Origin of the sequence: Ectobacillus soli (assembly GCF_042610425.1) — a bacterium.
Lineage (GTDB): Bacteria > Bacillota > Bacilli > Bacillales > Bacillaceae_G > Ectobacillus.
Genome location: NZ_JBGJZM010000002.1, coordinates 317,167 through 341,522, shown reverse-complemented (window position 1 = coordinate 341,522; position 24,356 = coordinate 317,167). Strand labels below are relative to the sequence as shown.

The window sequence follows — 24,356 nt, the reverse complement described above, 5'->3', positions numbered from 1 at the left end:
TACACTTTTTTGATTGCTTTGAAAGGAGGGAAACAAAACCAGTGGCACAGTTTGGACAACAAGCTCTGATCTCGATCATCTCCCATTTGCTCTTTATTACAATTACATGGTGGGCGCTGCAAGGCATTCATTTTGAGCGGTTGATGAAAAAGGGAAAGGTGCTGCAAACAAAAGTGTTGCTCGTGTTACTGACCATTGCTATCGGAACGAACGTAAGCAACTTTTTCTTGGATTATTTAGGGTACTCAAAAAGTTTGACGTATCTTTTTAAGTAGTTTTGCCTGAGTATATTTCCCCTCACTCCCGTTAAAAATGGAAGTAGAGAGGGGATGAACGAATGCGTAATGTCGCAATGATTTTAGTTATGGTAGGGGTAAGTTTCGTATTGGTTTTTGGCGGCTATACACATACACAAGCCGTTACACCTGTGGAGAAAGTATCTCAGCTACGTGCTGCTATAGAGGCGAACGGTGCAGTTATGCAAAACTGGACGTTGACAGCAAAGAGAGAAGATCATTCTGTTCATGATATACATACATTTCATGTGCTTTTGCAAACACAAGAACATGACCTAGGTGTGACAGATTGGACGTTCGAAAACTCGGCAGAAGGATATAAAGCGACTGCAATAAAAAATTCACCCCAGTACAAAGAAAGAGTGGTTGTAACGTGGGTAAAAGAGAATACTACAAATACAACTTTCATCATTCATGAAATGACTGGAACAACTTGGGACGAATCACTTGCAACGAGTATTACTAAAAATTTTAGTCAAAATTCAACAATTTATACTTGTATTAGAGCCGTTCCGAGTGATAACATGGAAAGTGTTTTGTTAACTAGAGCGAATAACATACTTCAAAGTTTAGATGCAAAGCCGGTAGAGGCTACGCAAGAAAGAGCATTTGTATCAATCTCCGCATATACTGGGAAGTGGAATGACGCTCTTGCAATAGACAAAGAGAAAATTAATGTGCAAGTCGCACTGCGAAATGTAGACAACAAGACGACGATTGTGATTGGCACACCAGTGATTACGTCTGAATATTGAATAGATGTTAAATTTTTTAGGACACGGAGGGGAATACCTTGGAAAAGATCATCGTCCGTGGCGGGAAACAGCTAAACGGTTCCGTGCGCGTAGAAGGCGCAAAGAATGCAGTTCTGCCCATACTCGCTGCAGCCTTATTAGCGAGTGACGGAAAAAATGTTATATTCGATGTACCAGCTCTATCCGATGTATACACCATTAACGAAGTGTTGCGTCATTTAAACGTAGAGGTAGATTTTAAAGATGGCCATGTCGTAATTGATGCATCGAAGGAGCTTCTTATCGAAGCACCATTTGAGTATGTTCGAAAAATGCGTGCATCCGTACAAGTTATGGGACCACTCTTAGCTCGTAACGGTCATGCTAGAATAGCCTTGCCTGGTGGATGTGCGATTGGTTCACGTCCAATTGACCAACATTTAAAAGGCTTCGAAGCCATGGGAGCCAATGTAAAAGTAGGAAACGGATTCGTAGAAGCCCAGGTAGACGGCAAACTACAAGGAGCAAAAATTTACTTAGACTTCCCAAGTGTAGGAGCGACAGAAAACATTATGTCAGCTGCCGTCCTTGCAGAGGGAACGACTATCATAGAAAATGCAGCAAAAGAACCTGAAATTGTAGACCTTGCCAACTTCTTAAACGCAATGGGAGCAAAGGTTCGCGGAGCCGGCACAGGTTCCATTCGAATCGAAGGAGTTACTACATTATATGGAGCGGAGCACCACGTTATTCCTGACCGCATCGAAGCAGGAACATTTATGGTCGCTGCCGCAATCACAGGCGGCAATGTCCTAATCGAAAACGCGCTGCCCGAACATTTGCGCCCGCTTATTGCAAAAATGGAAGAAATGGGAGTAACCATTACTGAAGAAGGCGAAGGCCTTCGCGTAATCGGACCGAAAACCTTAAAAGCAGTAGACGTGAAAACCATGCCGCACCCAGGATTTCCAACAGACATGCAAGCTCAAATGATGGCACTCCTTCTACGATCAGAAGGAACTAGCATGATCACCGAAACGGTATTTGAAAACCGCTTCATGCACGTCGAAGAATTCCGCCGCATGAACGCTAACATCAAAATCGAAGGCCGCGCTGTTATCCTAAACGGACCATGTGACCTACAAGGAGCCGAAGTAGCCGCAACCGACCTACGCGCCGCAGCTGCCCTAACACTAGCCGGCCTAGTAGCAGACGGCCACACCCGTATAACCGAACTCAAACACCTAGACCGTGGGTATGTGAATTTCCACGGGAAGCTCGCAGCACTAGGTGCAGACATCGAACGTGTAAATGAACAAGAAGTAAAACAGGTAACAGACGTTCATGCATAAATAAGAATGGAGAAGCCCCCCGCACAGAAGATGTGTGGGGGGCTTTTTTGTGTTGGGGCGGGGACTTGACTGTCATTGAAGACGGATATGGGATCGGGTAACGGCGGAACCCGCGGATTTAACGGCGGTTTGAGGTAAAATAACGGCGGGAAGCAGAGGTGCAACGGCGACCCCGAGGAAAGAAAGAAGAAAAACAGAACGAGTAATCAAATAAAGGCGGCCCCCACAGATTTAACGGCGGTTTGGAGTAAAATAACGGCGGAAAGCAGAAGAATAACGGCGACCCCCAAGGAAAGAAAGAAGAGAAACAGAACGAGTAATTAAATAAAGGCGGGAATCACGGATTTAACGGCGGTTTGAGGTAAAATAACGGCGGAAAGCGGAAGTTTAACGGCGACCCCCGAGGAAAGAAAGAAGAAAAACAGAACGAGTAAACAAATAAAGGCGGTCCCCACAGATTTAACGGCGGTTTGAGGTAAAATAACGGCGGAAAGCAGAAGGTTAACGGCGACCCCCAAGGAAAGAAAGAAGAAAAACAGAATGAGTAAACAAATAAAGGCGGTCCCCACAAATTTAACGGCGGTTCGGAGTAAAATAACGGCGGAAAGCAGAAGGTTAACGGCGACCCCAAGGAAAGAAAGAAGAAAAACGGAAATAGTAATCGGGTAAAGGCGGAACTCACAGATTTAACGGCGGTTCGAAGTAAAATAACGGCGGAAAGCAGAAGAATAACGGCGACACCCCAAGGAAAGAAGAAAATTAAAATGAGTAATACATGAAAGCGGAGCAGCCTACTAAAAGGCTCCCCCGCATAAGTTAATAGTAGATAGTTAGATAGTTTATTCTAATGGAGTTAATTGGTAGACTCTGTCTTTTTTGTACCCGGTGTATGTTAGCTTCATAGAAGCTAGTAGTCGCTTGGTAACGTAGCTCGATTCCAATCGCAAAAACTCTCTCATTTTCCGATTCGTTATGGTTGTGTCGATAAGAAGTGCGTAGTCTTGAAGAGCTTGGATGTGTGCGTGTTTAGATATGTGTCCACATGAAGGACAGCGCCATGTGCCGTTTTCCCTATTCACAGGTATCACCTGGCATTTCCCACACTGCACTCCTGTTACAATACTAGATTTCGGTATTTTGTAGTATCCGAGGATGTCTACTTTAAGTGGTTCGTGGTTTTGCAATAGGTGATGAGAGAGTTTGGTTAGTTGTTTGGTGGTTAGGATTTCGGTTTGGTATGTTTTTTCAAAGGTTTGGATGTGCATGGGTAGTTTGGCGTTGTGGATGACTTTGCTGTAGATGCGTTTGTTGTTTGGTGTGGTTTCGAGCATGGTTCGTGGGGTGCTGATGACGATTACGGATTCGATTGGGATGGTTGTGTATTTGTTGTGTGTGAGCCATCTTTTGAGGTTTTCACATTGTAAGGTGACTTGTAGGATGGGGTCAGGGAAGGATTCTTGTTTGGTTTCTGTTTTTCGTATGAGTTGGTTGAAGTTTGTATCGAAGAAAAGGGTGCCTGTTATGTTTTTTACTTCAATAATGAGAATAAAATATTTGGAGAGAATGAGAGTGTCGAGTTGGAAGTATCGTTCTCCGTTGTTTAGTCTAAGGTCGTGGAAGATGTGGTATTCTTGGTCGCTTAAGTAGCTGATAAAATAATCGATATCACATTCCCCTTTGTATCCAGCGATTCGTTTTGCTAAATTGTCGGAGATTGCGAGTCTATCGGTGTGGTCCGGTGGGAGTCTTCGGAGTAGGGCTTGGAGTTTCTGTATATGCAGGGGAAGTGTTCGGGGCTTTTTAATCATGATCATCCTCCTTATTTGGTTAGCAACATCTTTCGACATGAAAAGATAGATTTCCTTCTATTTGGAAAAAATTCTTCGTTCTACTTGCTCGTCCATTTCCATAAGTATAAGCATGAAATCTTTTCTTGGAGGATACTGATGAAGGTAACAAAACCTATTTTCGTCATGCTTGCAGGTTTACTTGTTGTAGTAGTTGGGGTGCCGAGTTTGTTGGTGACGCCGTTCCCTGGGAAATTGAAGGAGCCGCAAACGACAGCTCCGGTCACTGCTTCTGCTCAGCCGGCGGAGCCGAGCGCTGTCGAAGTTGCAGTGTTTCGGAGTGAGCAAAATAAGGTGGATCATGTGCCGATTGAGAGTTATGTGGCGGGGGTTGTTGCGGCTGAGATGCCTGCCGATTTTGAAATGGAGGCGTTGAAGTCACAGGCATTAGCGGCACGCACGTTTGTTGTGAAGCGAATGCTTGGCGGACAGCTGCTACCAAACAATGCGAATGTAACGGATACGGTCGATAATCAAGTGTACAAAAATGAAGAGGAATGGAAAAAAGTATGGGGTAAGGATTATGATTGGAAAATGAAGCGGATTAAGGATGCAGTCCAGGCAACGACCGGACAAGTGTTAACGTATAATGGGGATCCGATTACGGCTTCCTTCTTCTCGATGAGTAATGGCTTCACGGAAAATGCCGAAGATTATTGGGGCGGGGCGGCGCCGTATCTTCGGAGCGTTGCTAGCCCGTGGGATCAGAATGCCCCGAAGTTTGTAAGCGAGCAGCGCATCAGTGTTACGGATTTTCAGAGGAAGCTTGGTCTGACTAGCGGTACACTCGGGACCATTGCTGAGCGTACGGCAGGGAATCGCGTGAAGAAGGTTGACTTTCCAGGTAAATCGCTTACAGGGAAAGACATCCGGGAAAAATTAGGTCTGCGTTCCTCTGATTTCACATGGAAGCAGGAGGGCGGGATGATTGTGATTACAACGAAGGGCTTTGGGCATGGCGTCGGCATGAGCCAGTACGGTGCAAATGGCATGGCCAAAGCCGGGAAGACCTACAAGGACATCGTTCAGTATTACTATCAGGGAGTTGCCATTTCAAGTTTGAATGACTTTGAAGGTAAATTGGTTGCGAAGAAATGATACATCCATCCCCCTTTTTTTTTAAAATTGACGTCATTTTAGCCATATGGTAGTATAATTTAGTTAGATGCTACAGTTCTCGTTAGGCGAGGCGTCTGTGTGAACATAGGCCACTGCCCGGAAATGTCGAAAGACGCCAATGGGTAGACCAGGTATTGCCGGATTAAGGCTTTACTTAAGGTGGCTGAGTAAAACTCTACGTTGCACAGTGCTGAAGCTCAACCAGGGGGGATCTGAAGTGAAGTTTTATTTGATTTGTTAAAATATTTTTAATAATACCCCCCTGCATGGTGAGCAGAGGGGTTTTTTGCGCATATACTGATGTGGAACCCCTGAGTAGCATGTACTAAAAAAAGGAGATGAGGAACGAATGCCGGACAGCGGAAGCCAGCCAGGCGATAGTAGTCAGAGGAGGAGCAATTTGTGTTGCGCCTAGCAGATATGCCAATATTATAGTTAGATTGACTTATGTGCTAGGCGCAATACGTCTGGTTCCTCCTAAAAAAGGAGGAGAGCAGAATGAATCGAGTAAAGAATAATGCGGTTTTAGATGATGCACATGTTGGGGATATTCATGGTGCATTTGGTTCTATTTCACAACATGATAAGGAAGCTCGTACAAGCTTTGGTTCTCGTATGAAAACATTGCTTGCTGTAATGGGTCCAGGTTTGATTGTGATGGTTGGAGATAATGATGCCGGTGGTGTTGCTACCTATGCAGAGGCTGGGCAAAACTACGGTACGAGTTTGTTATGGGTATTGCTTCTATTAATACCGGTTTTAATTGTGTGTCAGGAAATGGTTGTGCGGCTAGGACTTGTTACGGGCGTTGGCCATGCACAATTGATTTTTAACCGCTTTGGTAAGTTTTGGGGCTGGTTTTCTGTTGGGGACTTATTTTTAGTTAATTTTTTGACGATTGTGACGGAGTTTATTGGGATTAGTTTGGCAATGGCGCATTTTGGTATCAGTCCAGTGATTAGCGTTCCAGTAGCAGGTGTTTTGCTTGTGATGTTTACGATTTCTGGTAGCTTCCGGAGCTGGGAACGGTTTATGTATTTGTTTATTATTACGAATTTTATTGCGATTCCGCTTGCGTTTATGGCGCATCCAACGATTACACCTATTATGACGGGCTTTTTCCTTCCTCATATTCAAGGTGGTCTAAACGGTGATGTGATGCTTCTCATGATCGGGATTGTGGGTACGACGGTTGCGCCTTGGCAGCTCTTTTTTCAACAGTCCAATGTAATTGATAAACGACTTACGCCGCGCTGGATGAAATATGAACGGACGGATACGATTATCGGGGCATTTGTTGTTGTGATTGGGGCAGCGGCGCTTATTATTACGACGGCGTTTGCGTTCCAGGGAACGAGTTTTGCCGGTTCCTTTACGAATAGCGGTGCTGTGGCAACGGGACTTGCGCATACACTTGGACCAGTTGCTGGCAATATTTTTGCGATTGTGCTTTTGAATGCTTCGATTATTGGGGCTGCAGCTCTTACGTTGTCTACTTCTTATGCGGTTGGCGATGTATTTATGGTAAAGCATTCGCTTCATCGTTCTTGGAAGGATGCAAAGGTGTTTTATTCTATGTATGTGTTCATTATTGCGGCGGCTGCCGGTATTGTTCTTATTCCGAATGCTCCGCTTGGTCTGATTACGATTTTGGTGCAAGCATTAGCGGGTGTGCTTCTTCCAAGTGCGACGGTGTTCCTTGTTATTCTTTGCAATGATAAACATGTGCTTGGTCCTTGGGTGAACAAACGTTGGCAAAATGTAGCGAGTATCATCATTGTCGGTGCGCTCGTTATGCTGTCATTAATTCTAGCAACGACGACGATTTTTCCGAATGTGGATGTACCAATGCTTGTTGAAGTATTAGCAGCAATATTAGTTGGTTCACTCTTGGCTGCGGGTGTCTGGATGTGGAAACAAGATCGTAATCATCCAAAAATAAAAGTGGTTATCGATGAAGAAGAAAAGTTAGAATGGCGGATGGCACCATTAGAAGATTTGCCACCTGTGAAGGCATCTATGGCACGGACAGTTGCTATGGTTATTTTGCGGGCATACTTGATTATTGCAGTTGGGATGTTGGTTGTAAAAGCCTTTCAATTAGCACTTGCTTGAGAGAAGAGGGGATATCCTCTCTTCTTTTTTATTATAGAACATTTGTTCGATTCTTGGCAAACATTATTTTTCTTGCCTTTTTCACTAAATTGCAGTATACCTTCCTATATAGAGATAAACATTATAATCAACTTAAAAAAAGGAGAACAAAGTATGAAGATGTATCAAAAGCTTTTATCGTTCGCGCTTGCATTTACCCTTTTGTTTTTACCGGTTATTGCAGAGGCAAAGGGATTTAGCGGATCAAGTTCTTCAAAGAGTAGTTCATCTGTATCAAGTAGTTCGTCTGTACCAAGCAGTTCGAGCTCTGGAACGTATCATTCTGGCTATAAGGCACCTTCGTCTAGCGTACAATCGAAGTCGCCTTCTAATAATAATTCGGCACCGGCGCCGGCACCGTCGAAAAAATCTAGCTTTTTTAGTCATGCGGCAGCATTTGGTGCAGGTGCTTTTCTAGGAAGTATGTTTCATCCGTTTGGAAATATGGGCATCGGTGGGGCTGCAGGTAGTGGCTTTTCTATACTTGGGTTGGTAGCAGATCTTGCAGTAATTGCTTTGATTGTTTGGCTCGTGCGCCGTATGTTTGCACGACGATAGAAGGGAGAAGAATCTATGAAACTATATTTTGAAGAACAGGATGTAATCGATGCGGTTTGTGTGTATGAGGCATCCCTTCATTCGTATCGTCCCGAGCAAATTGATGTGGATTTGCAGTTTGATCAAGAACGAAAATTTCATGCAAGTGCGCGCCTGCCATACCGTACGGTAGATCTGAATGAGCAGGATTTGATTGATGCGATTGCCGTGTATTTGCGTGACTATCATAATTTTATTCCAGATCGTCTGAGTATTGATTTACAGTTTGAACAAAGTACAGGGGTTTCAGCAAATATTATTGCACAGTAACGAATAGCCTTCCAAATGAATGTTTGGAGGGCTTTGTTTTGGTTTGAAAAGAACGGAGTGAGATAGATGAATTGGATGTTGTATATATTAGCTCTGCTAAGTGGTGTGGTGCTTGCGGTTCAGGCAGCGATCAACGGAGGCCTTGGCAAACGAATTGGTGCGATGGAAGGGGCGTTTGTTTCGTTTTCTGTCGGAACGCTGGCTTTATTTGTGGCCGTTTTAGTTATAGGAAAAGGTACTTTCCCTTCCATTACGGGTATTCCTAAATTTCAGCTTACTGGCGGGCTTCTCGGAGCATGTTACGTGGCAATCTCTGTGATGATTGTGCCTAAACTTGGGGTAGCATCTGCATTAACGGCAGCAATTGTAGGTCAACTGATGATGGGTTCGGTTATTGATCACTTTGCCTTATTTGGGGGTAAACAGATTGCATTTGATATGAAACGTGCACTGGCGCTTGTTTTAATGGGAGTGGGACTGTATTTATTTTATAAAAAATAATAGTTACAATCAAAAAACGCTATATTCCAATATAATATATGGTAAAATATTGTATAGAAGGAGGCGTAGCTATGACCTTGCAGGTTCATTTTCAAGATGAACAACTATTCAGACGGCAGATAGAGTCCTTATTTAACTTACAAAAGGCTAATTTACGGAGTTTCCTCCCTTATGCAGATATTCGCCACGTGGGTAGTACCGCTATTCCAGGAACGCTAACAAAGGGGGATCTTGACATACAGGTGCGGGTAGAAGAGAAGGAATTTCCGCAAGCCAGGAAAATACTGCTAGCCCTCTATGATCGTAATGATGGTAGTCCTGAAACGGAGCATTTTATATCATTTAAAGATGACCGCAATACTGTGCCGCTCGGGATTCAACTAACTGTTAAGAATACAGAGTTTGATATCTTTTGGAAAATAACAGAAGTATTAAGAGAAAATGAGTTACTTAGACGTACCTATAATGAATTAAAGCAGAAGTTTGAAGGAGAGACGATGGAAGAATATCGCCGGGCAAAAGCAGATTTCTTTGAACGCCTTATGCAAACTTCTTTGTATCAAATAAAATAATTTACATCCTTATAGGAGTATCGGTAAATCCGATGCTCTTTTTTGTCGAAAAAATATATTTCCATTTTTGTATAGATTTTCTGAATATTGTTCACAATGGTTGCTGAGGTGATATTCAAATGAGAGATGGAGAAAATAAGCAATCTCGAAAAGTAGTGCGCTTGTTTCAAAAGCGTTGGGTTTTTCCAGTAGTTTATATCGCAAGTGCAGCTGTCATTTTAACTGGGGCTCTTTGGTACCAAATGGCGAATGATAATCAGGATGTGAAGCCGGTTACACCGCTAAGTCAACATGAATCGCCGTCTGTACCGGTAACGAAGGTAGCAGAAACTGTGAAGCTTCCGGTAGCCGATGCGGCTAGTGTTTCAATTAAGAAGAAATTCTATGAAGACAAAGCGCCAGCAGCTGAGCAGGAGCAAGCACTCGTTTTTTATAACAACACATACTCCCCGAACACTGGGATTGATCTTGTGGCAGGTAACGGTGAAAAAATGTTTGACGTAACCGCTGCCGTAAGTGGTACCGTGACAAAGGCGGAAAAAGATGCGCTTCTTGGCTACGTCGTTACTGTTGACAGCGAAAACGGCGTTTCTACCTTCTATCAAAGCTTAAACGATTCAAAGGTAGAAGTGGGACAAAGCATTACGCAAGGACAGGTCATCGGACAAGCAGGACTTAGCGAAATGAACAAGGAACTTGGCTACCACGTTCACTTCGAGATTCGCAAAGACGGGGTTGCTGTCAATCCGGAAAAGTTTTTGGACAAATCATTAGCTGACGTAAAAGTAGAGCAAGCCTCTGCACCAGCAAAGGATGACAAAACGAAAGACCCAGCAACTGACAAGCCGCAAACGGATAACCAAACACCTGGAGATGACAAGCAACCAGGCGATTCAAATCCGGATCAGGGCACAGATTCGAATAACCAAGCTCCTTCTGGCAATCAGTAAGAACGAACCAGCTCTCCTGTGATGGGGGCTGGTTTTTTTGTGAGGAAAGTTCTGCGACGTTTTCGTTCAGATTCCCTCGCCCTCCTCATATAGTTGTAAAGAGGGGGGATTCTATGTCGACAGGCTGGATTGTTACGATTGTAATAATTGTGTTGTTTGTGATCATTGTTTCCTTTCTAGGGGGCTCGAGGTCAGATGATTCGTCTTCTGATGATACGAGAGATCATGATGTGGATTCAGATCACGATAGTAAAGACTAGGACACTTCATGTTCGAGGTGTCTTTTTTGTTGTGCGCCTTTATAATAGATGTAGAGGAAGAGGAGGGACGCGTGTGCCAATATTTGAGCCGGAGGATACGTTATATTTTGGAGATATTTTAAAAATAAAGCATGCATACTTTGAGTATAAAAGTAAAATATATGTCACGCGTTGTATTTGCGCGGTGGAAAGAACGGATAAGCCTGCGAAACGGCCGTGGAATTTTCTTCTGACAATGGGCGGCGCAGCGTGCGTGTTATTTGGCATTCGCTCCTTGTTCGTCCTGCAAGGCATAGATGGTACGTTTTACGTTATGCTTGCCTGGCTCCTACTGGCCGCCGTCCTCTTCATCTGGGCGCACCGCTATAACCAAACAAACATACCCGAATACAGTCTCATTATACATAGGATTACGAAAGAACCCCTCACCATCTCCTTTGCAGATGACGAATTCGAACGAGACGACGCCTTTTTTAAACTGTTAAAAGCGTTGGAACATACGGAAATGATTACGGAGGAAGAAATCAGTTTAACGGCGGAAGCGGAGGAGTTAACAGCGGAAAGAACCGATTAAACGGCGGAAATCCATCATTTAACGGCGGTTGCGATGAAAAGAAAGAAGAAAATCAGAACAAGTAATCAAATAACGGCGGAACCGACAGAAATAGCGGCGGCTCGGACCAATTTAACGGCGGAAACCTACAGTTTAATGGTCCTCACCCCCCTCATGTACCCCCCATACAAATTTAACCCCAAAAAATAAGTCATTTTCTAGACAAATTTCCCATCTCATTAGCATATATCTGGAATAGGGTCCATACAATGGTATAAACCCATCAATGAGAGTGTTTGAGGTGAGAAATCGTGAATTCGTTCATTATAAATCAAAAATCTATGGCTGGTGGTCAGCGCCCGAGTTTACATCCTAGTGGAACACAGCGAGTCTCATTTCACTCTTCTCACATCCAATTCGGGGAGGCGAGTGGTGTGCACGATTACATCAAAGAGAGAACGATCAAGATTGGTAAATATATCGTGGAGACAAGAAAGACGGTTCGCGTGATTGCAAAGGAATTTGGTGTGTCGAAGAGTACGGTTCATAAGGATTTGACGGAGCGTCTTCCTGAGATTAATCCGGATTTAGCAATAGAGGTGAAGGAAATTCTTGATTATCATAAGTCGATTCGTCACCTTAGAGGCGGCGAGGCGACGAAGCAGAAATACCAGAAAGAGGATACGGTTAAGACGGTGAGGCAATAGAAATGACATGTTATGTTTGGTTCCAATTTTCTTTTGTAAAATTTCCACTAGAAATTCTTCCTTATCATATTACGTTTCCTAATGAGTTATGCTAAAATTGTAAATTAGGTGCATAAGAATTCGTTGCTCATTTGAGCTGAATATCGAGGAGGAAAATCTGGGATGTTTTCGAAAGATATTGGAATCGATCTTGGAACAGCTAATGTGCTGATCCATGTTAAAGGTAAAGGTATTGTGTTGAATGAGCCTTCTGTTGTGGCAATTGATCGTAATACAGGTAGAGTGTTAGCAGTTGGGGAAGAAGCAAGACGTATGGTTGGTCGTACGCCTGGTAATATTGTAGCGATTCGTCCGTTAAAAGACGGGGTTATTGCAGATTTTGAAATTACGGAAGCGATGTTAAAGCATTTCATTAACAAGCTGAATGTGAAAGGTTTCATGTCAAAACCACGTATTTTGATTTGCTGCCCGACAAATATTACATCTGTAGAACAGAAGGCCATTCGTGAGGCTGCTGAGAAATCAGGCGGTAAGGTTGTTTACTTAGAAGAAGAGCCGAAGGTAGCTGCAATTGGGGCAGGTATGGATATTTTCCAACCGTACGGTAATATGGTAGTTGATATTGGCGGAGGTACGACGGATATTGCTGTGCTTTCTATGGGCGATATTGTTACCTCCTCCAGCATCAAAATGGCAGGCGATAAGTTTGACATGGAGATTCTTAACTACATTAAACGTAAGTACAAGCTATTGATCGGGGAACGTACGGCAGAAAATATTAAAATCGAAGTTGGTACGGTATTCCCAGGTTCTCGCGACGAACAAATTGAAATTCGCGGACGGGATATGGTAACAGGCTTACCTCGTACGATTTCAGTTGGATCCGAAGAAATTCAAGAAGCACTGAAGGAAGATGCGTCTGTCATTGTACAAGCTGCTAAAGGCGTGCTTGAACGCACACCACCAGAACTTGCTGCAGACATCATCGACCGCGGTGTTATTCTAACAGGCGGCGGAGCATTACTACACGGCATCGACATGCTTCTTGCAGAAGAGCTAAAGGTTCCTGTCCTAATCGCAGAAGACCCAATGCAATGTGTGGCAATCGGAACAGGTGTTATGCTTGATAACATCGACCGTTTACCAAAACGTAGCCTAGTTTAAAAAGGAACATTTTAAGGTTCTTGATGAAGCACAGTGCATACTGTGCTTTTTTTAATTCCATACGCGTATGTTAACCAATAAATAAAAAAATCTTACATTTCTTATAAGAATGAGAAAAACCGAGCATAAATGAGAGAAACCGACAATTACTAACATCTTTACTGGATTTTTGCTATATTTAGCAGTTTTATTTTTTGGAAAAAACACTTATAATTTTATATGAATACGACACATGAGGCAAAATTGCCTTCACTAGTATGACTATGTGAACATTGCAATTGCCTTTCCCCTAACTTGGACATACACTCTGACTTTACCTCCGTGTCTATAGGTAAAATCATCAGCTTTCCGTTATTTGCTTTCGGGAGTTAGAGTGTATGCTTTTTTATGTCTACAGTTCACAAAACTGGCTTACAATGTGATAATGATAGATAGTAAACACATGAAGGAGGATTCCTATGCTAGACGTTCAACAAATTAAAGAAATCATCCCCCATCGTTACCCATTTTTGCTTGTCGATCAAATTCTTGAGATCGAAGAAGGCAAACGCGCAGTCGGTTTGAAAAATGTAACGGTAAATGAACCGTTCTTTCAAGGTCATTTTCCGGACTATCCGGTTATGCCAGGGGTTCTTATCGTCGAAGCACTCGCACAAGTCGGCGCTGCAGCGATGCTTATTAAGGAAGAGAACAAAGGCAAGATCGGTCTCTTCGCAGGAATTGATAACTGCCGCTTCAAGCGTCAAGTAAAGCCAGGTGATCAGCTGCGCTTAGAAGTCGAAATCATTCGCATAAAGGGACCGATTGGAAAAGGAAAAGCTGTTGCGACTGTAAACGGGGAGCTTGCTTGTGAAGCGGAGATCACGTTTGCAATCCGGTAATAAAAGCATCCTAATAGCAGCATAGCAAGTCCAGATATCGTAAAAAGGTATACTTCCGCACTAGGAAGTATACCTTTTTTTAGCATCTCCACTAAAGGCATCCATTTTTCCAATACATCCCATATAATTATATATTTTAATATTTTAATTTTATTGTATGATAGATATAGAAAAATAAATAGAAAGATAGGTGCATTTATGCGTAGTGATAGATGGAAGAAGAAAAAGAAGAAGTGGTTGTATATCCTTTCTGTGCTTGTCCTTGGCGTGGGTTTATTTTTCGGGTGGTTTTATGGGACGACTTCGGGACATGATTTGCGTAAGATGATTGCGGGTTCGATTCTTTCCTCGCAGCATCCGTGGTATGCGAAATTGTTTTTATCTGATGCGGAGATTGCGAAACTGCAGGCGGCTATTTATGCGCCGCCTAGTACGAATTCGAATGCAGCAGAGGCATTTGCGAGTACAGGTAAGTCACAATCCGTAACGGTTGAAACGGTTGAGACTTCAAACTATACGGCAAAGGTGATGAAAGTCACCGATCCAACGACCATTCATTTGGTTAGCAGCCGTCTGTCCAATCAAGGTCAGCCGCTTTCGGATTTAATTAGTGAAAATAAGGCTGTTGCTGGTATTAATGCAGGCGGATTTGAGGATGCAAACGGCACGGGACGCGGCGGTACGGTTATTGGGATTGTCATCGCAGACGGCGTCGTAAAGAGCGAGCCCGGCTTTAACCGCAATTCTCGTTACCTTGTTGGAGGCTTTAAGAAATCCGGTCAATTTATTACAGGCTCCTACTCTATTAATGAATTGCAAGACATGGGCGTGACGCAGGCCATCTCCTTCGGTCCTCAGCTCCTTGTCGACAGCAAAGACGTCGTGACCGATGAAATTGAAAGTGCCTATGGCTGGGCGCCCCGTACGGGTATAGGTCAAGATGCACAGGGAAATGTCTATATGATTGCAACAGACGGACGCTTCTACTGGAATAAGCAGCACCGCGGTGCATCGATGAACGATATGGTGAAAATGTTTAAACAGCTCGGCTGTGTCAATGCGTTTGCGCTTGATGGCGGCGGCTCAACAACGATGATCAATAATGGTGAACTGCAATTAAAACCAGCTACGGACACGGCGGTTGGAATGCGGTACTTGCCGAATGCGTTTGTGGTGATTCCGCATTAATAATTAGGACGATTACATTTGTAAGAAAGTCATAGGAAAATGAAAGGGCCAGCAATGGTCCTTTTTATTATGCGTTTTATCAGAAATAGTAGTCGTTCTTCTTAACTAGTAAGTTTCCTCCCAAAGACTGTTTGAAAATAACATTAAATAGAATTATTAATTTATGTAACTAAATATGAATATTTTTACAATATTTTATTTTTTTACTCCATATTTTTATAAAGGTGTAGACAAATTATTATATTTATAGAACACTATATCTAGTGGTTATATTTAGTGATTTTGGAGGGTCAGATGTGAAGAAAAAATTTGTCGTTACTTTCGTGGGTCTTACAATCCTTTTAGGTGTCTTTTCTAGTTCAAATATTTTTGCAGAAAGCAAAAAAGCATTAGAAGAAATTGTAATGGAACATGATACTAGAATTAATGCTCTTGAGCAAAAGGTTAATGTAAGTCAAGGTGCACTTTCTCCAGAGGTGAAACAAGATCTCGTAAAAGAAGTAGGAAATGCAATAAAAAATGCACCGACAAAACAATGGGATGGACATCAGACGATACAATTAAGTATCGAAAGTTATGATATTCAAGAAGAAAAAGGGAAAGTTACTCTAAAAATTTTTACTTCAGGAAATTATAATTGGACAGAAACAAAAGACTCTTACGGTAATGAAGGTATTGGACGTACTTTTGCTAGAAACTTCATATGGAACTTTGATCCAATTGCCAAAATGTACGGTGTAAATAATTTATATTATGAATTTTATCAAAATGATGTACAAATTAAATCCTTTTCTGCTAACTAAATAAAAAATAGCCATTGCAGTACTTGCCGAATGCATCTGTAGTGATTCCGCATAGTTATCAATGATTAGGGAAGGCCGTTTTCTAAAAACGGTCTTTTTTTTCGTAGTTTTAGAGGATTACCAAAGTTATTTTTATATGTAAGCGGTTTAACAGAATAAATCGAAAAAAATATCTTGTATCTTACAATAATTAACATTAATATAAAGTTATGTAATTAATTTACATAAACTTATTATTTGCGACAGCTAGTTATGGCATAGTTTTCAATTAAATTTTTGTAATATTCTGTCATTTCAACGATACTAATGTAGTAAGTGGGGGTTAATATGGAGGATAATGGGAGTTTAAAGGAATTGTTTCTGATTTTACGCAGACGTATGGTAGTGATATTTGCCATTACGGGATTCATTGCATTAGTAGTAGGGATTGTAAGTTATACCTTTATTACTCCTGTATATGAATCTTCGACGCAGATTCTGGTGAATCAGAAGAAGAAGGACAATAGTGTAGTACAGTTTAATGAGGTACAAACGAATGTGCAGTTAATTAACACGTATAATGTTGTGATTAAGAGTCCTGCGATTTTAAGTAAAGTCAAGGATAAGCTGAATTTAGATATGTCTGTGAAGGCATTAACGAAGAAAATTAGTGTAGCAAGTGAAAAGGAGTCACAGGTTCTTACAGTAACTGTTCAAGATTCCAGTCCAGCGAGAGCTGCAGCTATTGCGAATACGATTGCTGACACGTTTAAAGAGGAAATTGTAAATCTAATGAGTGTGGATAATGTGAATGTTTTATCAACAGCTGAGATTGTAAAGGGACAAGCACCTGTTAAACCGCAACCGTTGTTGAATATCGGAATTGCGATTGTGGCGGGGTTATTTGCATCTATCGGGATCGTTTTATTACTAGATTACCTAGATAATACGATTAAGAAAGAACAGGATGTAGAAAAGTTGTTAGGATTATCGGTTCTTGGGAGTATCGCGCAAATGGAAGAAAAAAAGGTAGTGGATAAAAAACTTGCTGCAAATATGAAAGTGAGGGAGCATACCATTGGTTCTTAAGAAAAAAAATCAACCTCAAATGGTACGACAGTTAATTGCCCATAATGAGCCGAAATCTGCTATTTCAGAACAATATCGAAATGTTCGAACAAATATTGATTTTGCATCCGTCGATAAAGAAATCCGTTCGGTCATTATCACTTCATCTGGACCGTCGGAAGGGAAAACAACAACGACAGCAAATCTTGCTGTTGTGTTTGCGCAGCAAGGAAAGAAAGTACTATTAATGGATGCAGATATGAGAAAGCCCGCGCTTCACTCGATGTTTGATATAGAAAATAGGCTGGGCATCACGGCTGTATTATCAAAGCAAGCAACGTTAAAGGAGTGCGTATATGCTACTAAAATTGAAAACTTGGATTTTATGCCATGTGGTGCGATTCCCCCAAACCCAGCAGAACTGCTTAGTTCGAAAAAAATGGAAGAATTACTGCAAGAAGCCTATGCCATATATGATTTAGTAATTATTGATACACCACCGGTTCTAGCTGTGACAGATGCACAAGTTCTTGCCAATATTGTGGATGGGATCGTAATGGTAGTCCGAAGTGGTCAGACAGAGCGTGAGGCGGCTATAAGGGCAAAAGGATTACTACAAAGTGCGAAAGGAAAGTTGCTTGGTGTCGTGCTCAATGCGAAAAAGCTGAAGGAACAAGATTATTACTATTATTATGGTTCAAAAAAGTAAACGTTGAAGAGGTGATGTATATTGATAGATTTGCATTGTCATATATTACCTGACATGGATGATGGACCTACGACCATGGAACAAAGCATAGCAATGGCTGAAGAGGCTGTAGCTGAGGGGATTCAAACGATTGTTGCAACTCCTCATCATTTAACAATCAATTATAGGAATGAAAAGCCTGCCATTGCTAGGGCAGTACATGAATTGAATGAAGTGTTGAAGCAAAGGGATCTACCATTGTTAGTTGTACCGGGACAAGAGATTCATATTAATGGAGAAATTGCCGAGCAGTACGAGTTAGGTCTAATTCAAACAATAAACGAGACACAGAAATACATCCTACTAGAATTCCCATCCAACCACGTACCACGATATACACCAGCCTTACTATACGATTTGCTTCTTAAAGGCTTAATCCCTATCATCGTCCATCCGGAACGTAATTCAGAAATTGCCGAACATCCGAATATTCTGTACGATCTCGTCTTAAAAGGCGCGCTCGTTCAAGTTACAGCATCTAGTATGACAGGTGGTTTTGGAAAAACAATAAAAAAACTATCCTTACAGTTAATCGAACATAATCTTGTTCATTTTGTTGCATCTGACGCTCATAACAGTACGAATCGTCCATTTAATTTGCGAGAATGCTATGACACGATTGAACATGAACTAGGGATGGACATTGCTGTATTATTTAAAAAAAATGCATATGCCGTTATTGCAGGACATGTTGTTTCAAAGTTTGAGCCTGAAGAAATACGAAATAAAAAGATTTTTGGAATCTTTTAATCGTTAACGATTAAAGGACTTCTGCACTCTTATGTTGTAAAAATATTACTTTATTTTAAATAAATTACATTTAAAAAGGAGTGCTTGTCTATGTGTAAAGTTAAAAAAGCTATTATTCCAGCAGCTGGTCTTGGGACTCGGTTTCTACCTGCAACAAAGGCAATGCCTAAGGAAATGCTGCCGATTGTAGACAAGCCAACGATTCAATACATCGTAGAAGAAGCAATTGAGTCAGGGATTGAAGATATCATTATTGTTACAGGTAAAGGAAAGCGGGCTATTGAAGATCATTTCGATTATTCCATTGAACTGGAGCAAAATCTGCAACAGAAAGGAAAATTTGATCTTCTTGATAAGGTACAAGTTTCATCAAAAATGAATATCCACTATATTCGTCAGAAAGAACCACAAGGGCTTGGACATGCTGTATGGTGTGCGAGAAAATTCATTGGAGATGAACCATTTGCCGTGTTACTTGGTGACGATATTGTACAAGCAGAGACGCCTTGCCTCCGCCAATTGATGGATCAATATGAGCAAACGAGAGCATCTGTTATTGGGGTACAAACCGTTCCTGATAGCGAGACGCATCGCTACGGTATTATAGATCCTCTAATACAGAGCGGTCGCAGGTATCAGGTGAATCAATTTGTAGAAAAACCAGCACCGGGCACTGCACCGTCAAACTTAGCAATCATGGGCCGCTATGTGTTAACACCAGAAATATTTATGTTTTTGGATGAACAACACATCGGAGCTGGAGGGGAAATTCAATTAACAGATGCCATAGGACGTTTAAATGAAATACAACGGGTGTTTGCCTACGATTTCGAGGGGAAACGATTTGATGTGGGGGAGAAGCTAGGTTTTATTCAGACTTCTATTGAATTTGCACTTTTGCATGATGATCTAAGGGATGAGCTACTAGCATTTATGACGGAGAAAGTGTCCGCAGAGAAAATAAGTGTAACGTAAGGAGGGGTTCATTTGGATGTGAGAACAAGCACTGTGGAAAAACCAGAGATACAAGAATATCCGATCCTGATTGAGGGCATAGAAAATCCCAGTACAGTCTACTTACTTTCAAAACGAATGATCGACTTCATAGGTGCATGCATCGGAATTGTTTTACTTTCTCCGCTTTTTCTAGTTATTGCTTTGTTGATTAAATGGGAAGATCTACAGGGACCTGTTTTTTTTAAACAGAAACGTATTGGAAAAAATGGGGAGTTTTTCTATATTTATAAATTTCGCTCCATGATTACCGATGCAGAGAATACGTTAAAAGCAAATAGGGATCTTTATGAAAAATATATTCAAAATAACTATAAGCTAGAGCCGCATGAGGATCCGAGAATTACAAGGATAGGTAGATTTTTGCGGGCAACAAGCTTAGATGAGTTTCCGCAGCTGATTAATGTATTCATGGGAAATATGAGCTTAGTTGGTCCAAGACCCGTTGTTACAGAAGAATTAAGAGAGTACAAGGATCGAATAGACGAATTTCTTTCAGTAAAGCCAGGGGTTACGGGATACTGGCAGGTAAGCGGTAGAAGTAATGTGGGATATCCTGAGCGGGTAGGGATTGAGCTCTATTACGTATACCATCAATCTCTTAAGTTAGATATTTCGATTCTATGTAAAACAGTGCTCATGGTTATTCTGAGACGAGGAGCCTATTAATGTATACTACTATATCAATAAGGAGATCAGCCACGTGGAATTAAAACTAACTGACAAACGGTTACTCATCATTTCACTACTACTTCTCAATATTGGAATGCTATTTGGTCAAAAGATTGAAGGTAGATTAGCCTATTCCAATGTGTTTCAGATTCTATCTATATTGGTATTGATTCCTATCACCATTAAAGTATTTCAGAAAAGAGATTATGTCTTTGTCACGTTAAATATTTGTATGATGGCGATTGGAGCGTTATGGATATCAAATGTGTATGAAACGGAAATTCAAATGGCGCATATTATATTTTTTCTGGTGATGATTATTTATATTAGTACCTTGTTTTCCCTTATCAATAAATACAAGATTCAACAGGCCATCCTTGCTGTTTATAAATACATCACAATCCCAATTTGCTTGTATTTTTGCCTATTTGCCGTAGAGGAATTATTCATACAAAAAAGTGGCTATATATCGCTAGGTTTTGATGATAAATCCCATGCAGCGATCTTATGTGCATTCTTTGCCTTTATGTCCCTTGTATTGTTTACATCATCTATTCGCTTTGTTTTATCCCTTATGTTTATGGTTCTATCATTATTGACTATTTCTCGTTTTTCCCTTATCTTTTTAGCCCTTTACATTCCCGTTTTCCTATATAACTTTGTTACGTCTTCAAAAAAGTTATTAGAGGAGAACAGGAAATCGAAATATGTTACCTTGTACATTCAGTTTCTCCTCTTTCTAGGAACGACTGTATTTGCTTCACTTTTTGTCATACAAAATCAAAGTATGTTTGGCGTGTTTACTAGAGCCGAGGCAGGTGGTGATAACGGCTCGACAACTGGGCATATGCTATTAATCCAATATGGACTACAAATTAAATTTCAGAATCTGATGAATTTAATTTTTGGCATTACTCCTGGCGAATATAGCTTGGTAGCCACTCATGCAGGAATTGATTTATCAAAATTTGCCATGCTGGATCCAACAGGTTATCAAGCGATGCTGTTAGGGCTTATGCCGATGCATTCTAGTCATCTTTCATTTTTTGTGGAATTTCCCCTTCTATTTTTTATTACCTATCTTTTCTTACTCGTCACGATTTTTGTCGGGCTGGTTAAGAAAAAAAGGATAATCGAGCTCTTCTTCTTCGTTGGTTTTGTGATTGCAACGAGTTTCTATAGTAGTCATAATGAGTTGTTTTTCTACAGCATTTTCGTTTATCTGTTAACTATTTCCGCCCTGCCAAGTAAGGCAAATGCCATTCTAAATTTTGAAAGTAAGAAGGGGGTAGCGTGATTCATGTATGATTACTTAATTGTGGGTGCTGGATTGTTTGGGGCTACTTTTGCCTATGAAGCTACGAAACGAGGAAAAACGTGTCTGGTGATCGATAAACGAGATCATATTGGCGGAAATGTATACAACGAACATGTGGCGGGAATCAACGTCCATAAGTACGGAGCGCATATCTTTCATACGAATAGCGAAGAGATATGGAAGTATGTGAATCAGTTCGCCCAGTTTAACCGATATACGAACTCACCGATTGCCAATTATAAGGGAGAGTTATACAATCTGCCGTTTAATATGAATACTTTTCATACATTATGGGGTGTGATTACACCCGAACAAGCAAAGCAGAAGATTGAGGAACAAAAGATGCAGCTGGATATAGAAAAGCCAAAAAACTTGGAAGAGCAGGCCATTTCGTTAGTTGGTGTCGATATTTATGAAAAATTAATTAAGGGCTATACCGAAAAACAATGGGGACGACCTGCGACAGAATTGCCAAGCTTTATTATTAAACGATTGCCTGTGCGTTTTACGTACGATAATAACTACTTTAATGATAAGTATCAAGGTATTCCAATCGGGGGATACAATGTCATTGTTGAAAAAATGCTGGCCGGCTGTGATGTTTCGCTTTCTACTGATTTCTTTGAAAATAAGGAAGAGTTAGAGGCAAGAGCAAATAAGGTCGTGTTTACCGGAATGATTGACCAGTACTTTGCTTACAAGTACGGGGTACTGGAGTATAGAAGTCTGCACTTTGAGAATGAAATGATCCACTCTGATAATTATCAAGGGAATGCGGTTGTGAATTATACGGACCGAGAAACGCCGTATACGCGCATCATTGAGCATAAGCATTTCGAATTTGGAACGCAGCCAGATACGGTGATTACGAAAGAATACCCCACTGAGTGGAATCCCGGGGACGAGCCCTATTATCCAATCAATAATACAGACAATAATCGGCTTTATGAGAAGTACAAAGAGCTTGCTGATAACATGCCTCATGTCATCTTCGGCGGCCGGCTTGGTACGTATAAATACTATGATATGCATCAAATTATAGCCTCCGCGTTAAAAGAGGTAGAAAGGGAGTTTGAGGATGAGCCAAATCAAGCTATTTGTCGCAACGCATAAGAAGTATAGCATGCCGGCGGACGAAGGATATGTACCGATTCATGTGGGGAAGGAAGGAAAAGAAGACCTTGGCTTTCTAGGCGATGATACGGGAGAACATATTTCGGGTAAAAATGCGAATTATTGTGAGTTAACGGCCTTGTACTGGATTTGGAAAAATGCTTCTAGTGATGTCGTGGGACTTTGCCATTATCGAAGATACTTCTCCGAGGTAATAGACCGTCCTACTAAGAAAGAGGACCCATTTTCTCACATTTTGCACACCGATGATGTGAACTTTCTGTTAGAAGCCTATGACGTAATCTTACCGAAGAAGCGAGATTATTATATTGAATCTGTATGGTCCCATTATAAACATGCGCATCATATTCAGGATCTCGCTGCAGCAAAAGGAATATTGATGCGGGACTATCCGGAGTATGTAGATTCCTTTAACAAGGTGATGAATGGGCGAAAGCTACATTTATACAATATGTTTATTATGAAAAAAGAATTGTTTAATGAGTATGCCCAGTGGCTGTTTGCTATTTTGAAAAAGTTAGAAGAAGAGATTCATATCGAGCAGTATTCCCCTTATCAAGCAAGGGTATTTGGTTTTATTTCTGAACGTTTGTTTAATGTATGGATCCATCATCACCAGCTACAAATTAAGATGCTAGGTATCGTTAGCATCGAGAAGGAAAATAAGCTAAAGAAATATATCAGCTTCCTTAGCCGGAAGATAAGGGGAAATTCTATTGAAGCCAATTAGTATTATTATTCCCGTTTATAATTCTGAAAGCTACATTGGCAGGTGCCTAGATCGTATTCTTACCAAGGCAAATTCCGATTTGTTTGAAATCATTGCGATAGATGACGGATCTACGGATCAGACGCCCGTCATTTTGCAAAAGTACGCGGAGGAATATGATTTCGTTACCGTACTTACGCAGCCCAATATGAAGCAATCTGCAGCGCGAAATAACGGATTGCGACATGCGACTGGGACCTATGTCATGTTTATGGACAGTGATGACTATGCAGAGGAAGACATGTTAGCAACTATGCACAATCTAATTGAAAGAGAACAATCCGATTTATGCATTTGCGGAATTAGGAAAGTTTTTCTAAATAGAACGGAGTTAGAAACAAGAAGCTGTTTAATGGATAGTCAGGATTATCTTGCCGATTTTCTTACGAAGCATCAGGAGATGGACGTAGGATTATGGAATAAAGTATTTCTGCGTAGCATCATCGAAGAACATCAGCTGGTATTTGAGAATGGAAATTTCTTTGAAGATACGCTGTTTGTCTTTAAATATTTGTGCCATATCCAAAAGGGTATCTCCTTTATCGAAAAGCCATTGTATAACTTAGTAAAACGAGAAGAAAGTACGACGACTACGTATAATCCGGAGATTGAGTTCTACGCAAGCGCCTTGTATCAGAAGATGAAGGAGTATCTTTCTGAGAATCAGTTGGTGCGATATGAAGATGAATTATCAGTGCTGGAAGTTCGAAATATTATTCATATTATCCATCACAATATAAAGTTTAATAAAAATCACATAACAAAAATCAAGAGTCTTCTTTCAGATATAAACTATAATCTTTTGTTTCGATTACCTACTAAATATAGGATAGCGTTACTCTTGCTAAAATTAAATCCAGTCTTTTATGAAAAAATGTACACGTATAAAAAGAGTACGTAAAATGGCCACGAGATAACAAGTGAGGAGAAGGTGGAATTCATAAAAAGGATTGGAA

27 protein-coding genes and 1 riboswitch are annotated in these 24,356 nt (G+C 41.1%); of the genes, 26 read left to right on the top strand and 1 reads right to left on the bottom strand.

What is annotated here, in order from left to right:
• The first annotated feature begins 41 nt into the window (after positions 1 to 41).
• The 3 genes from ACAN53_RS13500 (at position 42) to murA (ending at position 2,382) form a co-directional block, all read left to right on the top strand.
• Positions 42 to 275, top strand: coding sequence for a DUF1146 family protein (locus ACAN53_RS13500; RefSeq protein ID WP_379970637.1), 234 nt, complete (start codon positions 42 to 44; stop codon positions 273 to 275).
• A 62-nt stretch (positions 276 to 337) separates the two neighbouring features.
• A complete protein-coding gene (locus tag ACAN53_RS13495; protein WP_379970636.1) occupies positions 338 to 1,051 on the top strand; it encodes a YwmB family TATA-box binding protein in 714 nt (237 codons plus the stop codon).
• A gap of 38 nt (positions 1,052 to 1,089) precedes the next feature.
• A complete protein-coding gene (murA, locus tag ACAN53_RS13490) occupies positions 1,090 to 2,382 on the top strand; it encodes a UDP-N-acetylglucosamine 1-carboxyvinyltransferase (protein ID WP_379970635.1) in 1,293 nt (430 codons plus the stop codon).
• Positions 2,383 to 3,221: 839 nt separating this feature from the next.
• Here murA and ACAN53_RS13485 read toward each other — a convergent pair.
• Positions 3,222 to 4,190 (bottom strand): nuclease-related domain-containing protein, encoded by a 969-nt coding sequence (locus ACAN53_RS13485; RefSeq protein ID WP_379970634.1) that lies wholly within the window; start codon positions 4,188 to 4,190, stop codon positions 3,222 to 3,224.
• Positions 4,191 to 4,328: 138 nt separating this feature from the next.
• Here ACAN53_RS13485 and spoIID point away from each other — a divergent pair, with 138 nt between their 5' ends.
• The 23 genes from spoIID to ACAN53_RS13370 all read left to right on the top strand — a co-directional run bounded on the left by spoIID (position 4,329) and on the right by ACAN53_RS13370 (position 24,301).
• On the top strand, positions 4,329 to 5,327 hold the full coding sequence (spoIID, locus tag ACAN53_RS13480) for a stage II sporulation protein D (RefSeq protein WP_379970867.1): 999 nt from the start codon (positions 4,329 to 4,331) through the stop codon (positions 5,325 to 5,327).
• Between the two features lie 71 nt (positions 5,328 to 5,398).
• Positions 5,399 to 5,564, top strand: a riboswitch (M-box (ykoK) riboswitch).
• Positions 5,565 to 5,846: 282 nt separating this feature from the next.
• Positions 5,847 to 7,463, top strand: a complete 1,617-nt coding sequence (locus ACAN53_RS13475) for an Nramp family divalent metal transporter (protein ID WP_379970633.1) — start codon at positions 5,847 to 5,849, stop codon at positions 7,461 to 7,463.
• A gap of 153 nt (positions 7,464 to 7,616) precedes the next feature.
• Complete coding sequence (locus tag ACAN53_RS13470) at positions 7,617 to 8,060, top strand: hypothetical protein (RefSeq protein WP_379970632.1); 444 nt, start codon at positions 7,617 to 7,619, stop codon at positions 8,058 to 8,060.
• A gap of 15 nt (positions 8,061 to 8,075) precedes the next feature.
• Positions 8,076 to 8,369, top strand: a complete 294-nt coding sequence (locus ACAN53_RS13465) for a DUF2653 family protein (RefSeq protein WP_379970631.1) — start codon at positions 8,076 to 8,078, stop codon at positions 8,367 to 8,369.
• A 66-nt stretch (positions 8,370 to 8,435) separates the two neighbouring features.
• Positions 8,436 to 8,870, top strand: coding sequence for a DMT family transporter (locus ACAN53_RS13460; RefSeq protein ID WP_379970630.1), 435 nt, complete (start codon positions 8,436 to 8,438; stop codon positions 8,868 to 8,870).
• A gap of 71 nt (positions 8,871 to 8,941) precedes the next feature.
• On the top strand, positions 8,942 to 9,442 hold the full coding sequence (locus ACAN53_RS13455) for a GrpB family protein (protein ID WP_379970628.1): 501 nt from the start codon (positions 8,942 to 8,944) through the stop codon (positions 9,440 to 9,442).
• A gap of 119 nt (positions 9,443 to 9,561) precedes the next feature.
• On the top strand, positions 9,562 to 10,392 hold the full coding sequence (locus tag ACAN53_RS13450) for a peptidoglycan DD-metalloendopeptidase family protein (RefSeq protein ID WP_379970627.1): 831 nt from the start codon (positions 9,562 to 9,564) through the stop codon (positions 10,390 to 10,392).
• Positions 10,393 to 10,505: 113 nt separating this feature from the next.
• Positions 10,506 to 10,652, top strand: coding sequence for a hypothetical protein (locus ACAN53_RS13445; RefSeq protein WP_379970626.1), 147 nt, complete (start codon positions 10,506 to 10,508; stop codon positions 10,650 to 10,652).
• 73 nt (positions 10,653 to 10,725) lie between these two features.
• Positions 10,726 to 11,226, top strand: a complete 501-nt coding sequence (locus ACAN53_RS13440) for a hypothetical protein (protein ID WP_379970625.1) — start codon at positions 10,726 to 10,728, stop codon at positions 11,224 to 11,226.
• A gap of 413 nt (positions 11,227 to 11,639) precedes the next feature.
• Positions 11,640 to 11,912, top strand: coding sequence for a sporulation transcriptional regulator SpoIIID (gene spoIIID / locus ACAN53_RS13435; protein ID WP_379970866.1), 273 nt, complete (start codon positions 11,640 to 11,642; stop codon positions 11,910 to 11,912).
• A 162-nt stretch (positions 11,913 to 12,074) separates the two neighbouring features.
• A complete protein-coding gene (gene mreB, locus ACAN53_RS13430) occupies positions 12,075 to 13,076 on the top strand; it encodes a rod shape-determining protein (protein ID WP_379970624.1) in 1,002 nt (333 codons plus the stop codon).
• Positions 13,077 to 13,534: 458 nt separating this feature from the next.
• Positions 13,535 to 13,957, top strand: coding sequence for a 3-hydroxyacyl-ACP dehydratase FabZ (gene fabZ, locus ACAN53_RS13425; protein ID WP_379970623.1), 423 nt, complete (start codon positions 13,535 to 13,537; stop codon positions 13,955 to 13,957).
• 198 nt (positions 13,958 to 14,155) lie between these two features.
• Positions 14,156 to 15,145, top strand: coding sequence for a phosphodiester glycosidase family protein (locus ACAN53_RS13420; protein ID WP_379970622.1), 990 nt, complete (start codon positions 14,156 to 14,158; stop codon positions 15,143 to 15,145).
• 296 nt (positions 15,146 to 15,441) lie between these two features.
• The gene (locus ACAN53_RS13415) at positions 15,442 to 15,948 is read left to right on the top strand and encodes a hypothetical protein (RefSeq protein WP_379970621.1); all 507 of its coding nucleotides are present in this window, start codon (positions 15,442 to 15,444) and stop codon (positions 15,946 to 15,948) included.
• A gap of 327 nt (positions 15,949 to 16,275) precedes the next feature.
• A complete protein-coding gene (locus ACAN53_RS13410; protein WP_379970619.1) occupies positions 16,276 to 17,016 on the top strand; it encodes a YveK family protein in 741 nt (246 codons plus the stop codon).
• A gap of 19 nt (positions 17,017 to 17,035) precedes the next feature.
• Complete coding sequence (locus ACAN53_RS13405) at positions 17,036 to 17,704, top strand: CpsD/CapB family tyrosine-protein kinase (RefSeq protein WP_379970865.1); 669 nt, start codon at positions 17,036 to 17,038, stop codon at positions 17,702 to 17,704.
• Between the two features lie 21 nt (positions 17,705 to 17,725).
• The gene (locus tag ACAN53_RS13400) at positions 17,726 to 18,493 is read left to right on the top strand and encodes a tyrosine-protein phosphatase (RefSeq protein WP_379970618.1); all 768 of its coding nucleotides are present in this window, start codon (positions 17,726 to 17,728) and stop codon (positions 18,491 to 18,493) included.
• A 90-nt stretch (positions 18,494 to 18,583) separates the two neighbouring features.
• Positions 18,584 to 19,468 (top strand): UTP--glucose-1-phosphate uridylyltransferase GalU, encoded by an 885-nt coding sequence (galU, locus tag ACAN53_RS13395; protein WP_379970617.1) that lies wholly within the window; start codon positions 18,584 to 18,586, stop codon positions 19,466 to 19,468.
• A 117-nt stretch (positions 19,469 to 19,585) separates the two neighbouring features.
• Positions 19,586 to 20,176: a sugar transferase gene (locus ACAN53_RS13390; protein ID WP_379970864.1), complete on the top strand. Its 591-nt coding sequence runs from the start codon at positions 19,586 to 19,588 to the stop codon at positions 20,174 to 20,176.
• A gap of 34 nt (positions 20,177 to 20,210) precedes the next feature.
• On the top strand, positions 20,211 to 21,476 hold the full coding sequence (locus ACAN53_RS13385) for a hypothetical protein (protein ID WP_379970616.1): 1,266 nt from the start codon (positions 20,211 to 20,213) through the stop codon (positions 21,474 to 21,476).
• 3 nt (positions 21,477 to 21,479) lie between these two features.
• On the top strand, positions 21,480 to 22,610 hold the full coding sequence (gene glf, locus ACAN53_RS13380) for a UDP-galactopyranose mutase (RefSeq protein WP_379970615.1): 1,131 nt from the start codon (positions 21,480 to 21,482) through the stop codon (positions 22,608 to 22,610).
• Complete coding sequence (locus ACAN53_RS13375; RefSeq protein WP_379970614.1) at positions 22,576 to 23,361, top strand: DUF4422 domain-containing protein; 786 nt, start codon at positions 22,576 to 22,578, stop codon at positions 23,359 to 23,361. Before glf ends, ACAN53_RS13375 begins: the two co-directional genes overlap by 35 nt.
• Positions 23,348 to 24,301, top strand: coding sequence for a glycosyltransferase family 2 protein (locus ACAN53_RS13370; RefSeq protein WP_379970613.1), 954 nt, complete (start codon positions 23,348 to 23,350; stop codon positions 24,299 to 24,301). The genes ACAN53_RS13375 and ACAN53_RS13370 overlap by 14 nt, the downstream gene beginning before the upstream one ends.
• Positions 24,302 to 24,356 lie beyond the last annotated feature (55 nt).

Coding starts and splice junctions, on each gene's coding strand:
- ACAN53_RS13450 (WP_379970627.1), top strand. CDS start 9,562: ATGAGAGATGGAGAAAATAAGCAATCTCGAAAAGTAGTGCGCTTGTTT.
- spoIID (WP_379970867.1), top strand. CDS start 4,329: ATGAAGGTAACAAAACCTATTTTCGTCATGCTTGCAGGTTTACTTGTT.
- ACAN53_RS13390 (WP_379970864.1), top strand. CDS start 19,586: ATGATCGACTTCATAGGTGCATGCATCGGAATTGTTTTACTTTCTCCG.
- ACAN53_RS13455 (WP_379970628.1), top strand. CDS start 8,942: ATGACCTTGCAGGTTCATTTTCAAGATGAACAACTATTCAGACGGCAG.
- glf (WP_379970615.1), top strand. CDS start 21,480: ATGTATGATTACTTAATTGTGGGTGCTGGATTGTTTGGGGCTACTTTT.
- galU (WP_379970617.1), top strand. CDS start 18,584: ATGTGTAAAGTTAAAAAAGCTATTATTCCAGCAGCTGGTCTTGGGACT.
- ACAN53_RS13405 (WP_379970865.1), top strand. CDS start 17,036: ATGGTACGACAGTTAATTGCCCATAATGAGCCGAAATCTGCTATTTCA.
- ACAN53_RS13485 (WP_379970634.1), bottom strand. CDS start 4,190: ATGATTAAAAAGCCCCGAACACTTCCCCTGCATATACAGAAACTCCAA.
- ACAN53_RS13460 (WP_379970630.1), top strand. CDS start 8,436: ATGAATTGGATGTTGTATATATTAGCTCTGCTAAGTGGTGTGGTGCTT.
- ACAN53_RS13420 (WP_379970622.1), top strand. CDS start 14,156: ATGCGTAGTGATAGATGGAAGAAGAAAAAGAAGAAGTGGTTGTATATC.
- fabZ (WP_379970623.1), top strand. CDS start 13,535: ATGCTAGACGTTCAACAAATTAAAGAAATCATCCCCCATCGTTACCCA.
- ACAN53_RS13445 (WP_379970626.1), top strand. CDS start 10,506: ATGTCGACAGGCTGGATTGTTACGATTGTAATAATTGTGTTGTTTGTG.
- ACAN53_RS13410 (WP_379970619.1), top strand. CDS start 16,276: ATGGAGGATAATGGGAGTTTAAAGGAATTGTTTCTGATTTTACGCAGA.
- ACAN53_RS13465 (WP_379970631.1), top strand. CDS start 8,076: ATGAAACTATATTTTGAAGAACAGGATGTAATCGATGCGGTTTGTGTG.
- ACAN53_RS13475 (WP_379970633.1), top strand. CDS start 5,847: ATGAATCGAGTAAAGAATAATGCGGTTTTAGATGATGCACATGTTGGG.
- mreB (WP_379970624.1), top strand. CDS start 12,075: ATGTTTTCGAAAGATATTGGAATCGATCTTGGAACAGCTAATGTGCTG.
- ACAN53_RS13495 (WP_379970636.1), top strand. CDS start 338: ATGCGTAATGTCGCAATGATTTTAGTTATGGTAGGGGTAAGTTTCGTA.
- ACAN53_RS13470 (WP_379970632.1), top strand. CDS start 7,617: ATGAAGATGTATCAAAAGCTTTTATCGTTCGCGCTTGCATTTACCCTT.
- ACAN53_RS13375 (WP_379970614.1), top strand. CDS start 22,576: ATGAGCCAAATCAAGCTATTTGTCGCAACGCATAAGAAGTATAGCATG.